13 protein-coding genes are annotated in these 12,043 nt (G+C 32.9%); 3 read left to right on the top strand and 10 right to left on the bottom strand.

Annotated features, from left to right (window positions below; all coding sequences use genetic code 11):
- Positions 1-909 (top strand): Ppx/GppA phosphatase family protein, encoded by a 909-nt coding sequence (locus EIG86_RS05225; protein WP_127845107.1) that lies wholly within the window; start codon positions 1-3, stop codon positions 907-909.
- 22 nt (positions 910-931) lie between these two features.
- On the opposite strand, the gene EIG86_RS05220 is transcribed toward EIG86_RS05225, so the two are convergent.
- From EIG86_RS05220 to EIG86_RS05210, 3 genes are read right to left on the bottom strand one after another with little or no spacing between them, the layout of a single operon-like run.
- Positions 932-1,444: a DUF4136 domain-containing protein gene (locus EIG86_RS05220; protein WP_127845106.1), complete on the bottom strand. Its 513-nt coding sequence runs from the start codon at positions 1,442-1,444 to the stop codon at positions 932-934.
- 55 nt (positions 1,445-1,499) lie between these two features.
- On the bottom strand, positions 1,500-1,979 hold the full coding sequence (purE, locus tag EIG86_RS05215) for a 5-(carboxyamino)imidazole ribonucleotide mutase (RefSeq protein ID WP_127845105.1): 480 nt from the start codon (positions 1,977-1,979) through the stop codon (positions 1,500-1,502).
- Between the two features lie 7 nt (positions 1,980-1,986).
- Positions 1,987-3,144, bottom strand: a complete 1,158-nt coding sequence (locus EIG86_RS05210; protein WP_127845104.1) for a 5-(carboxyamino)imidazole ribonucleotide synthase — start codon at positions 3,142-3,144, stop codon at positions 1,987-1,989.
- Positions 3,145-3,287: 143 nt separating this feature from the next.
- Between EIG86_RS05210 and EIG86_RS05205 the strand changes: the two genes are divergently transcribed.
- Positions 3,288-4,454 carry a sensor histidine kinase gene (locus EIG86_RS05205; RefSeq protein ID WP_127845103.1) on the top strand — a complete coding sequence of 389 codons (1,167 nt, stop codon included), beginning with the start codon at positions 3,288-3,290 and terminating at the stop codon, positions 4,452-4,454.
- A 2-nt stretch (positions 4,455-4,456) separates the two neighbouring features.
- Here the strand turns inward: EIG86_RS05205 and EIG86_RS05200 are convergent, their stop codons facing one another.
- The 6 genes from EIG86_RS05200 to EIG86_RS05175 form a co-directional block, all read right to left on the bottom strand.
- Positions 4,457-4,978 carry an IS1096 element passenger TnpR family protein gene (locus tag EIG86_RS05200; RefSeq protein WP_127845102.1) on the bottom strand — a complete coding sequence of 174 codons (522 nt, stop codon included), beginning with the start codon at positions 4,976-4,978 and terminating at the stop codon, positions 4,457-4,459.
- A gap of 103 nt (positions 4,979-5,081) precedes the next feature.
- Positions 5,082-6,110 carry a COX15/CtaA family protein gene (locus EIG86_RS05195; RefSeq protein WP_127845101.1) on the bottom strand — a complete coding sequence of 343 codons (1,029 nt, stop codon included), beginning with the start codon at positions 6,108-6,110 and terminating at the stop codon, positions 5,082-5,084.
- 95 nt (positions 6,111-6,205) lie between these two features.
- Positions 6,206-7,633, bottom strand: coding sequence for a CCA tRNA nucleotidyltransferase (locus EIG86_RS05190; RefSeq protein ID WP_127845100.1), 1,428 nt, complete (start codon positions 7,631-7,633; stop codon positions 6,206-6,208).
- 2 nt (positions 7,634-7,635) lie between these two features.
- A complete protein-coding gene (locus tag EIG86_RS05185; protein WP_127845099.1) occupies positions 7,636-8,196 on the bottom strand; it encodes an L-threonylcarbamoyladenylate synthase in 561 nt (186 codons plus the stop codon).
- A gap of 1 nt (position 8,197) precedes the next feature.
- Positions 8,198-9,100, bottom strand: coding sequence for a glycosyltransferase family protein (locus EIG86_RS05180; protein WP_127845098.1), 903 nt, complete (start codon positions 9,098-9,100; stop codon positions 8,198-8,200).
- 3 nt (positions 9,101-9,103) lie between these two features.
- Positions 9,104-10,174, bottom strand: coding sequence for a glycosyltransferase family 4 protein (locus EIG86_RS05175; RefSeq protein ID WP_127845097.1), 1,071 nt, complete (start codon positions 10,172-10,174; stop codon positions 9,104-9,106).
- 170 nt (positions 10,175-10,344) lie between these two features.
- Here EIG86_RS05175 and EIG86_RS05170 point away from each other — a divergent pair, with 170 nt between their 5' ends.
- Positions 10,345-11,100: a lipopolysaccharide kinase InaA family protein gene (locus tag EIG86_RS05170; RefSeq protein WP_127845096.1), complete on the top strand. Its 756-nt coding sequence runs from the start codon at positions 10,345-10,347 to the stop codon at positions 11,098-11,100.
- On the opposite strand, the gene EIG86_RS05165 is transcribed toward EIG86_RS05170, so the two are convergent.
- Entirely contained in the window at positions 11,084-11,875 is a 792-nt protein-coding gene (locus EIG86_RS05165; protein WP_127845095.1) for a glycosyltransferase family 2 protein, read from the bottom strand. The two genes, EIG86_RS05170 and EIG86_RS05165, sit on opposite strands and share 17 nt — an antisense overlap.
- Between the last annotated feature and the right edge of the window lie 168 nt (positions 11,876-12,043).

The following is a 12,043-nucleotide window of genomic DNA, read 5'->3' as shown; positions in this document are numbered from 1 at the left end:
ATGCTAGAAATCAAAAAATTTGCGGCTATAGATATTGGTTCAAACGCTGTACGTTTACTTATTTCAACAGTCACAGAACCAGATGATAAACCAGTAAATTTTAAAAAAACCTCTTTGGTTCGTGTGCCAATTAGATTGGGTCAAGACGTCTTTACCAAAGATTATATTTCTGATGAAAGCATCAAAAGAATGATGGACGCCATGAATGCTTTCAGTTTATTAATGAAGTGCCATAAAATTCATGATTATAGAGCTTGTGCGACTTCGGCCATGCGTGATGCTAGAAACGGTCAAGCGCTTGTTGAAAAAATTGAACAAGAATCTGAAATTCAAATTGAAATAATAGATGGCACGGACGAAGCTGCAATTATTGCAGCTACTGACTTGCATTCACTTGTAGATGACAATAAAACCTATTTGTATGTTGACGTTGGCGGTGGGAGCACAGAATTCACGTTGTTTTCACAAGGTAAAACTATAGCTTCCAAATCTTTTAAACTCGGAACAGTCAGGATTTTGAATAATACAGTGAAAGAAGAATTATGGAAAGAAGCTGAAATTTGGGTGAAAACGATGACTAAAGATTACAATAGAATAGAAATGGTAGGTTCTGGTGGAAATATCAATAACATTTTCAAATCTAGTAATAAGAAATCAGGAAAAGCATTATCGTTTTTTTATTTGAGTTCCTATTTTCAACTTTTAAATTCCTTGACTTATGAAGAACGAATTTCTCAATTAAATCTTAATGAAGACCGTGCCGATGTTATTATTCCTGCTACTAAAATATATTTATCAGCTATGAAATGGAGTCGTTCCAAATCCGTTCATGTGCCTAAAATTGGACTTGTCGATGGCATCGTAAAATCACTTTATAACAACCATAAAGAGTTGAAAAAAGGGAGGTAAAATTTAATTGAATATTTCTAAATTAATTTTCTAACTCTGGAGGATATTCTTCTAAAGCCTCACTGACCAAATTGTTGAAAAATTCTTCTCTAGCTTTACCTTTTAGGTTTTCGTCAAAACTAGCTTCTACAACAGCTTGCCAAAATAAATCGTTTGTCAAACCGTCAGCGAATTCTATGGTCAATGCTATTTTTCTTTTTCCGCTTTGTGGAGCAGAAACGCCAATACCACCGCCAAAAGTTCCAATGCCAATATTTACATTATTTCCTGAAGCCTCTTCAAAAACTTCAGCATAAAAATTGACTTTGAATTTTGGAATCAGTTTCTGCTTAAATCCTTTTGCCTGTAGGGAGTCTTTGATACTATTATAAACGCGGTCTTCGTCCAATCTACTCAACCCAGAATTTTCTATCGCGTAAAAATCAAAACTGTCGTATTTTTCGAAATTTGCACTTTCATTATAATCTACAAAAACCATTGGCGTATTGCAAGACAAGAAAATTGAAAGAATTAAAAGGCTAAAAAAGTATTTCATTTTTTATTTTAAAAATAAGTAAAATCGAATATAGATTTCAAATTTTAGCTTAAAATTAAATATCCTTTCTCATGTTTTCAACTTTTTCAGCCAGTTCAGTTTTGTAATCTATAATTTTATTCAAAATTGAATCATCATTTGCGCCTAAAATTTGTGCTGCTAAAATTCCTGCATTTTTAGCACCATCTAGCGCAACTGTAGCAACAGGAACACCGCCAGGCATTTGCAAAATCGAAAGTATAGAATCCCATCCATCTATAGAATTTCTAGATTTAACAGGCACACCGATAACTGGAAGTGGACTCAAAGCAGCAATCATTCCAGGTAAATGTGCTGCACCTCCCGCACCTGCAATAACTACGCGGATTCCTCTTTTGTGGGCATTTTTGCCGTATTCCATCAGCAAATCTGGCGTACGATGTGCAGAGACAATATCCACCTCAACTTCTATGTCAAATGTTTTCAAGAAATCAATAGCATCTTGCATTACTGGCAAATCGCTTTTACTGCCCATAATTACTCCAACTTTTGTCATCGCTTATTTATTTTGAAATTACTTTTATTTTTCCCTTCACTTGTTCTGCAACTGCTCTGGCTTCGGCTAAATTTTGATTTATTATGGTAACGTGTCCCATTTTTCTAAAAGGTCTTGTCATTTTTTTTCCATAAATATGTGGCGTTACACCCGGCATTGCCATGATTTCTGAAATATTCTTGTAAACCACTTCACCTTCGTAATTTTCGTCACCGACTAAATTTACCATCACAGAATTTGTTTTATTTTCTGTACTACCGAGAGGCAAATTTAAAATTGCTCTCAAATGTTGTTCAAACTGATTGGTAAAACTGCCTTCTATACTAAAATGTCCGCTGTTATGTGGTCTTGGTGCAACTTCATTGACTAAAATTTCATCATTTTTTGTCAAAAACATTTCTACTGCTAAAAGCCCAACATGTTGAAAACTCGCCGACACTTTTTCAGCTAAAAGTCTAGCTTTCTTCGCTATGTCTTCTGAAATTCTTGCTGGACAAATCACATATTCTACCTGATTGGCTTCTGGGTGAAATTCCATTTCAACGACAGGATAAGTTTTAATTTGGCCACTTTCATTTCTTGCTACAACGACAGCAATTTCTGTTTTGAAGTCGACTAAATTTTCAGCCAAACAATCACTATTTGATAATTCTTCGAGATCTTTTTCGGATTTTACAACCTTAACGCCTTTACCATCGTAACCACCAAGACTGCTCTTCCAAACAAATGGGAAAGTGATTTTTTCTTCTTTCAAAGCAGACTTCAATATTTCTAAATTTTCAAAATTTTTAAAATCGGCTGTTGGAATATTTTCTTTTAAATAAAACTCTTTCTGAATACTTTTATTCTGAATTTTCCTTAGCGTACTTGAAGATGGAAATACTTTTTTGCCTTGTTTTTCAAGAAATTCTAGCGCATCAACATTCACAGACTCAATTTCAAAAGTTAAAAGGTCAACTTTTTGTCCGAACTGAATGACTTTGTCATAATCCATTAAATCGCCAGTTTCAAAATGATTGGCGGCAATTTTGCAGGGCGCTTCTGGATTTGGATCTAAAACATAAGTTTGTATGTCGTATTTTCTAGTGTCGTAAAGCATCATTTTGCCCAATTGACCTCCACCTAAAATTCCGAGCTTAAAATCTGAAGAAAAATAATGTATCATATTACAAAAATAATTCTTTAGATGGCATTTCGATGGGAATTTCAAATGAAAATTTTAAAAGGTTGAAACTTTTTTAAGAACTAGTTTCAAAAGTGTACGATTGCGACCGTCTTTTCGTTATTATTGTGAAAATTAGTTTTAGAATGAGACTTTTTGAGCATAAAAATTTTGTCCGTATTTTTATTTTATTAGCTTCAGTGTTGATTATTGGAATGGTAACTTGGAATATTTTCGTTTTTTACGAACGTATTAAGGAAGATGAACGTGAGAAAATGCGACTTTGGTCGGCAGCTCAAGAATCTGTCAACAACGCCGATGATGATCAGGATTTGAATTTAGAATTATTCATTATAAATACCAATGAAAATATTCCGATGTTTATCTTGGATGAAAACGAAAACTTCAAGCAAGCTAATAATTTGCCCAAGAATATTGAAAATGACTCTTTAAAAAAGCAGCAGTTTTTCGAGTCTATCAAAAATGAAAACAAGCCTTTTGTGATAGATTTAGAAGAGGCTGGGCAACAATATTTATATTATGGTAATTCGTCGGTTTTAACCAAAATCAAATATTATCCAATCATTTTATTATTGGTTATTTTTCTTTTAGTAGGATTGATATACGTGTACTATATCACGTCCAAAAAAAGTGAACAAAACAAGCTGTGGGCTGGAATGGCTAAAGAAACGGCGCACCAAATTGGAACACCATTATCGTCTTTAGTCGGTTGGTTAGAAATTCTGAAAAGTGAAAATGTAAATCCAGATTACATAGCTGAAATTGAGAAAGATATCGATCGTTTACAAACTATTACTGAGCGTTTTTCCAAAGTAGGGTCAAAATTGGTTCTCAAACCCACAAATTTAAATGAAACCATTCAGGTTTCCTTCGACTACTTAAAGTCACGAAGTTCTAAGTTGATCGATTTTTCAATCATTATGCCAAGTAAAACAATCTATTGTAACTTGAACCCAATTCTTTTAAGCTGGACAATAGAGAATTTAACAAAAAATGCGATTGATGCAATGCGAGGAAAAGGAGAGATGCGTCTCGAGGTTTGTGAAGACAAAAGCTGGGTTAAAATCTTAATTTCTGACACAGGAAAAGGAATTCCGAATTCAAAATTCAAAAAAATATTTGAACCTGGATATTCTACCAAAAAACGCGGATGGGGTTTAGGTTTGTCTTTGTCCAAGCGCATCATTGAAAACTATCATTTTGGAAAAATAAAAGTTTTAAAAAGCGAGCTAGATAAAGGCAGTGTTTTTGAAATAAAATTGCCTAAAATTGAAAAAAATAGACCAATATAGTCTCAATTCCAATTTTCATCAAAATCGAAATCATCCAAATTCTCAAAGGTTATGTCATCGTCATCGCCATTTGAGTCATCATCAAAATCATCTAGCTTTTCTGCTTCAAATTGTTTGTCTGGCGGAGAATCTGGAAGTTGACCTTGCGCAAACAAAAGGTTTGGATAATCTTGACCATCTACAGGTTCTGCAATATCGGCTAATTCTACATAAAATGTCCACATGCTAAAGAAATCGTACACATAAATCATCTTGGTTTGCGATTTAGAAAATACTTCATCAAGACTCGTTTCGTTCATCATCTTTACACTTTCTTCACCTTCACTCATGTCGAAAAGCAGAAATTCTTCGCCTTGATTCCACTCTTCATCACTTTTGTAAAATGAAGCCATTTCTGTGCCGTCAAAACCAAAAGCTTGAGAAATTGCATTATGCAAATCTTCCAGAGTTGCTTGATCTCTAATTTCTATATCACGAATAACGTCGTCTAAAGTGTCTAAAACTATTCTATATTTAAAAATCATTAGCTGTTTTTTATTCTGTTTCCAATAATATTTTGATTTTTATAAATTCAAAATATTTAATTTAAAAATAAATTTATGCAAAGTTCGTAAATTTCAATTGAATTTATTTTCTATAATGAATTAATCTCGCTTCAAAACTTTGCATTAAAATATAAAATTGAACTCCGAAGAGAAGAGTTGCCACTACTAAATGCAAAGGTTGTGACAAGAATGGGAAGTCTAAATAATACATAGCAATTCCTGAAATAATTTCAACAAAGACTAATATCATCATCCAGTTTGTGAGTTTGAATCCAAAATTTCTGCTTCGGTTCAACCACCATATCGAGGCGTTTATAATAAAAACAATAATTGAAAAAGAACGATGCGCGTAAAATACTAAATCTGGATTTTGCAGCCACTTGGTTTTAGCATCGTAACCAAACACATCAATTTGTTCATCGACAAACTGTCTGACTTGCGTACCCATAGCAACTTGGATTAAACTCAAAATGGCGGCAAAAATCAAAAGATTTCTAAAGGTTTTGTTTGTGTTTTTATCGGTTTTTTCTTCAGAAGAAATTTTCAAAAGATAAATTAGCAAAGCTACGAGCAGAAGCGCGACTAGCATGTGCATCGTAATTCTGATGGGTGACAATAAAGAATAGACAACTGTTGCGCCAAGCCAGGCTTGAAATAACAATAATACTAAACTAATTAATGAGAATAAGATGATTTTATTGTTGATTTTCCAATAATAGCGAAAGGATAAAATGGTCATAATAAGAATTGCTAAACCTGCCAAAGCACCAAATAAACGATTGATGTATTCAATCCATGTGTGTGCTGCGTTGAATTTAGCATAATCGTGTTTGTCATAATTTTTCCAATGAACCGAATCGAAAGATTTTGAAGAAGTGAAATCATCTTTCGCAATCTTCAAAGTTTCATCCACAATAATGACTTGACCTTCGAAGTATTCATGTTCAGGATGCCATTCCAATTCGGATTCTTCTGTTGGTGGAATAAAATATCCAAAACATTTTGGCCAGTCGGGACAACCCATTCCACTGCCAGTCATTCTAACAACAGCGCCAGCAATAATAACCAAATAAATAATGATAATCGAAGCTTTTACAGATTTTCTGAACACGATTTTTAGTTTTTTACAAAGTTAAATCTTATCTGCGAAATTCTCGATTTAAATCAGAATTTGATCAATTTTTAGTAGCTGTTTCTTAGGCTTCACTACTTTTTTGGCGTTAAACCGAGTTTTTCGCCTTCTTTCAACATGAATTCGAATGCAGCTTCATATTCATTAGGAATTTCACCATCTAGAATAGCTTCTTTGATTTTTGATTTGATTTCACCTACTTCTTTACAAGGCGCAATACCAAATGTGTCCATGATTTCTTGGCCTTTCACCGGAGGTTGGAAATCTCTAATTCTGTCACGCTCTTCAACTTCTTGAATTTTTTGACGAACGAGTTTGAAATTGTTATGGTATTTTCTGTAACGATTTGGGTTTTTGGTTGTGATATCCGCTTCGCAAAGTGTCATCAAGTCTTCCAGATATTCGCCGGCGTCAAAGACTAAGCGTCTAACGGCAGAATCGGTAACATCATCGTCTACAATAGCAATTGGTCTTGAGCTTAATAAAACTAATTTTTGAACATATTTCATTTTATCATTCAGTGGCATTTTCAAACGTTTGAAAATCTGAAATACCATTTTTGAACCTTTAAATTCGTGACCGTGAAATGTCCATCCAACTCTTTTGCTGAATCTTTTTGTTGGTGCTTTACCAATATCGTGAAGCAATGCAGCCCAGCGCAACCACAAATCGTCGGTTTCTAAAGCAATATTATCGACGACTTCTAAAGTGTGCCAAAAGTTATCCTTATGTTTTTGTCCATCAATTTCATCAATACCTTCAAGATTGGTAAGTTCTGGCAGGATTCGTTTTAGTAAACCAGTGTTGTGCATAATTTTGAAACCAACAGAAGGTTTGTCTGCCAACATGATTTTATGAATTTCGGTCACAATGCGTTCGTTGCTCACAATATCAATTCGTGATGCATTGTCTTTAATAGCTTTTAAAGATTTAGGTTCAATTTTGAAACCCAATTGTGCTGCAAATCTAATGGCGCGCATCATCCTAAGCGGATCGTCAGAATAGGTGATGTCAGGATCTAGAGGCGTTTTGATGAGCTGCATTTTCAAATCTTCTAAACCACCGAATGGATCTAGAAGTTTACCAAAATTGTTTTTGTTCAATTGAAGCGCCAAGGCATTGATTGTGAAATCTCTTCGATTCTGATCGTCTTCCAAAGTGCCTTGTTCAACTTCAGGATTTCGACTATTTTCGTTGTAAGATTCTTTTCTTGCACCAACGAATTCAACTTCCAAATCAAAAACTTTCAACATGGCAGTGCCGTAGGTTTTGAATATTTGAACTTTTGGTTTTCCAGGTAGTTTTTCAGCGACTTTTTCAGCGAGTTCGATACCATTGCCAACGGCAACTACATCTATGTCTTCGGCTTTTCCACGGTTGAGGAAATAGTCTCTAACAAAACCGCCAATTGCATAAGTTTCTATCTGGAGTTCGTCTGCAGCTTCAGAAAGATAATCGAATATTTTATGATTTAAAGCGTCTTTATAATTGTTTTTAGGCATAATTATTTGCGAATCACTTGTACTTTTCCATCTAAATCTAGCTTAATGATAGTGGATGGTTTGGCACTTTTTTTTGATTTTTGCAAATTTACAACATAGTCCACGCCTTTTAAAATTTCATCGCTGATTTCGTCGAAATTTTTAGGTGTAGGCTGACCGCTGATGTTGGCAGAGGTAGAAACTATTGGTTTCTTGTATTTGCGCAAAAGTGATTTTGCAAATTTATCGTTGACTACACGAATGGCAAGTGTGTCGTCTTCTGCAATCAGATTTGTGGCCACTCTTATCGGGTTTTGGTAAATTATTGTGGTCGGTTGGTCGGCATATTTTAAAATATCATAAGCCACTTCTGGAACTTCTTCCACATATTGATTCAGCATTTTGAAATCTGATACCAAACAAATGAGCGATTTTTTTTCCGAACGTTGCTTCAGTGCAAAAACTTTATCAATAGCATCGGCGTTTGTTGCATCACAGCCAATTCCCCAAACTGTATCGGTCGGGTAGAGGATGAGTCCACCACGTTTCAAGGTTTGTATGGCATTTTGAATTTCTTCTATCATTTTATAAATTTAAATAATCAAAAGTTTTATTTGCAAAATTTTGGTTTATCTCCCGGCATTCATCTAAAACACCTGAGTACGATTCTGCTTTTTTACTATCTTTTATTGCATCATTAAAAGTTGAGAATACAGGTTGTTTATGGAAGTCATAAAACTTAGAAGAATTAGGTATTACAACTACTTTTTTCTCTAGCAAAATTCCCCAATACATGGCATGATAACTGTCTGTTATAATACATTTTGATGCCCCAATAAATTCAATAATTTCTTTTAGATTTGTCGTGTTTGAAGTAGAGGGGTAATCTTTAAATTGACTAACAATTTTGTCTTTTTTGACTGTATCTTTATGAAAAATAACACCTATTTCCTGAGTTTCAGTGTAGGTTTGATCAAAAAGTGAGTGCATACAACTTACACATGGAACATATTCACCTGGCATATTTTTGTCTCTTGTGCCTGCCATGCCAAACTTGTTAACGTCAACATTATAATTTTTTACTTTGCCATAGGTTTTTGGATGTTTTTCATTGTGTCCTACGCCCCAAAGCACAATTTTTTTTGGTGTTTCAGTTAAAGATTCGAATAGTTTCATCTGTCTTTTAAATCCACCTCTATTTAGTAAACCTCCTCCACCTATAATAAGGCTATTGTTGCAGGTTTTTTCTACAAAATTAGACCTTACTTCGTCATCTTGTTTTTTATAATCAAAAATATCAAGTCCTGTATTTTGTAATTCTTTAAAGTAATGATGTGGTGCACAATAATAGTCTCCAATATTGGTAGTATCTAAGCGATGAATATTTGAGACACCTATATTATTCTGTTTGCTGTTTAAAATACGCCTAATAACAGCTTTTTTACGTCTAGATTTCTCAATTGAATTTAAAATCTTCTTTATTGGCATAGATTATAATTTAAGTAATTCGTTATAAACTTGGCAGTAAGATTCTGCTGCTTTTTTCCATGAAAATTGTTGAGAATGAGTCAAAAGCTTATTTTCAAAAACACTTTTATTCTCTAAAAATTTTTCCATTCCTTCTTCAAAAACTTTAGCCATATAAATTGGATCGTAATTATTCCAATAAAACGCCAATTCTCCGCCAATTTCTGGAAGTGAAGTATTATTAGAAATAAAAACTGGTTTTTTGAATCGCATTGCTTCTATTACTGGCAGTCCAAAACCTTCTCTTAGTGAAGGAAATAAAAATGCTGAACAATGCTTGTAATAATATTGTTTAGCTTGATCACTTACGATTCCTGGTATATGAACTCTGTGCTCTAATCCTTCTTTTTTTATAAGATTGAGTATATCTTCACCAGTTTTAGTAGAATTTTTTCCAGCAATGATAAGCTGGTATTCTGGAATTTCTTTAATTAAATGAATTAAACTTTCGAAGTTTTTTCGTTTTGTGAATTCTCCAATGGAAAACAAAAAAGGCTTATCAGGATTTATTTTAGGTGTAAAATCTTTTTTTAAAGTTTCTTGCGTTATGGGGTTTCCATTGTAAATCACATATTCTTGAACTTTGGGAACCTCAAAAAATTCATGCGTTGACTTTTTAGCATATTCTGAAATATAAGTAATCGCATGACTTCTTTTCAATTTTTCTTGAAATCTAATATGTTCAGATTCAGAAAAATAATCATTTGGGTTTTTAATATGTGTAATATTATGGACAGTTAGCAAATAAGGTAGATTGTAAAAAGGTTCTATTTTTGTGTTTTGATTTAATGAGTGCCAAATGTCATACTTTTTTCTAATTCTAAGTGCGGGATAGCGTCTCCAAGAAAAATATTTTTTAAAATTAAAATCATTACCAAATTCATTCTTCCAATGATTAATATTTTTCACATGTGCAGTAAATGCAAATGATTTGGCATGGTTTTTCGCAAAAGCATTTAGTAAATGATAATTAAATTGCCCAAAGCCAAAATATGGATTTTTGATATTATGTGATTCTAAAAATACTGTACTCATCTTGAATTTAATATTCTAAATACAAGGTTAATGATTTTAATAATAAATCCTAGACTTAAAACTGATTTTATTGAATCTATAATTTCAAATTTTAGTTTTTTTTAAACTAACTTGGTTTGAATTCAGTTTACAACTCAACAAATATTAAATTTGCCCAATAATTTATATTGATGAATTCTATATTTAATCCTGATTATTTAAAATATAAAACTGAATTACAGAACCTGATTCTAAATTTTGAAAGTGTTGGGACAGTATTTGGAAATGGAGACAGAAATGTCATCAAAACCATTGAATTTAAAGGTCAATTATTAAACATAAAATCCTTTAAAGAACCAAATTTAATCAACAAAATTGCTTATAAATACTTTAGAAAGTCAAAGGCCAAGCGTTCTTTTGAATATGCCCAAATCCTAAATTCCAAAAATATTGGTACACCAAAACCAGTCGCTTACTTTGAATTTTTTTCAGGTTTGGGTTTTAGCAAATCATTCTATATCAGTTTGCACCAAGATTGCGATTTGACGTATAGAGAACTCGTGCATCAGCCGGATTTGCCAAGGCATGAAGAGATTTTACGCGCATTTACCAGGTTTACTTATGGTTTACACGAAAATGAAGTTGAATTTCTAGACCATTCACCAGGCAATACGCTGATTACGTTAAATTCAGATCAGATTGAATTTTCATTAGTGGATTTAAACCGGATGAATTTCAGGACTTTAGATTTTGAAAAGAGAATGTACAACTTTCGACGTTTGACATCAAAACGAGAAATGGTATTAGTGATGAGCGATGAATATGCCAAACTCATTAATAAACCAAAGTCGGAAGTTTTTGAAAAAATGTGGTTTTATACTCAGGAATTTCAGCGTAAATTCAAGAAGAAAAAAGCAATGAAAAAGAAAATTAAGTTTTGGAAATAGCTTTTTCAGTTTTCGGCTGAGCATTCAATTCAGCTAATTTTTTGTAGCGTACTTTGACTTCATAAGCACTTAGAATTGAAATATGATAGCCGACCTTTCCATCCAAAAAGCCAAGTCTAATGAAAAAGTGACTGATGAATCTATAAAACATTTTAGCACTAGTTTTTAGCCAATATGCTGATTTTCCTTTTTCATGAAGTTTTTTTGCTTTCAGACTGCCGTATAATTTCATTTTACTTTTGTAATGGGCATAATTTCTGAAGCTATAATGATTTAAACGATATTTCAAAAGTCCAGACGTTCCATTGACAATCAGCTTTTCGTGAACTTTAATGCTTTCATCGTATTTACATTTCGATTTTCTGAATAAACGATGAGATTTTGCTGTTTGAAAACCACTATACCTGATCGGTTTTTTACCATAGAAATATTGAAATTTAGCAAAATAGGCTTCTTGTTTAGCTTTTTTAACAGTTTTCAAAATTTCTTTTTTTCCCTTCCTAGAAATACGCTCATCAGCATCAATAAATACTACCCAATCATGAGAAGCTTTGGATAAAGCAAAGTTTTTCTGTTTAGAAAAATTGATGAATTTATGCTGAAAAATTTTCACGCCCTCGCTATTTTTAGCAATTTCGTAAGTTTTGTCGTCACTAAAAGAATCGACGATTATGATTTCGTCAACAAAATCAAAATTTTCAATCACTCCGGCGATATTTTTCTCCTCATTTAAGGTAATGACCAAACCGGTGATCTTATTTTTTTTGTTGCTCATAGGTTGAGAATGCTTCAATCTACAAATGTAAAATATTGTAGACGTTATAAAACCATATTTCTGAAATTCATGCAGATTTTGTTTAAGTTTTATCAAAGTTAAATTAGGTAGACGCCTTTAGTTTGTAAATTTTTAAATCCAAAAACTCAAATATTATTTAAACAAGCA

Source organism: Psychroflexus aestuariivivens (assembly GCF_004010055.1).
Lineage (GTDB): Bacteria > Bacteroidota > Bacteroidia > Flavobacteriales > Flavobacteriaceae > Psychroflexus > Psychroflexus aestuariivivens.
The sequence above is the reverse complement of the archived record's forward strand: the minus strand, read 5'-3'. Positions and strand labels throughout refer to the sequence as shown.

Coding starts and splice junctions, on each gene's coding strand:
- EIG86_RS05220 (WP_127845106.1), bottom strand. CDS start 1,444: ATGAAATACTTTTTTAGCCTTTTAATTCTTTCAATTTTCTTGTCTTGC.
- purE (WP_127845105.1), bottom strand. CDS start 1,979: ATGACAAAAGTTGGAGTAATTATGGGCAGTAAAAGCGATTTGCCAGTA.
- EIG86_RS05210 (WP_127845104.1), bottom strand. CDS start 3,144: ATGATACATTATTTTTCTTCAGATTTTAAGCTCGGAATTTTAGGTGGA.
- EIG86_RS05225 (WP_127845107.1), top strand. CDS start 1: ATGCTAGAAATCAAAAAATTTGCGGCTATAGATATTGGTTCAAACGCT.
- EIG86_RS05200 (WP_127845102.1), bottom strand. CDS start 4,978: ATGATTTTTAAATATAGAATAGTTTTAGACACTTTAGACGACGTTATT.
- EIG86_RS05205 (WP_127845103.1), top strand. CDS start 3,288: ATGAGACTTTTTGAGCATAAAAATTTTGTCCGTATTTTTATTTTATTA.
- EIG86_RS05180 (WP_127845098.1), bottom strand. CDS start 9,100: ATGCCAATAAAGAAGATTTTAAATTCAATTGAGAAATCTAGACGTAAA.
- EIG86_RS05175 (WP_127845097.1), bottom strand. CDS start 10,174: ATGAGTACAGTATTTTTAGAATCACATAATATCAAAAATCCATATTTT.
- EIG86_RS05170 (WP_127845096.1), top strand. CDS start 10,345: ATGAATTCTATATTTAATCCTGATTATTTAAAATATAAAACTGAATTA.
- EIG86_RS05185 (WP_127845099.1), bottom strand. CDS start 8,196: ATGATAGAAGAAATTCAAAATGCCATACAAACCTTGAAACGTGGTGGA.
- EIG86_RS05165 (WP_127845095.1), bottom strand. CDS start 11,875: ATGAGCAACAAAAAAAATAAGATCACCGGTTTGGTCATTACCTTAAAT.
- EIG86_RS05190 (WP_127845100.1), bottom strand. CDS start 7,633: ATGCCTAAAAACAATTATAAAGACGCTTTAAATCATAAAATATTCGAT.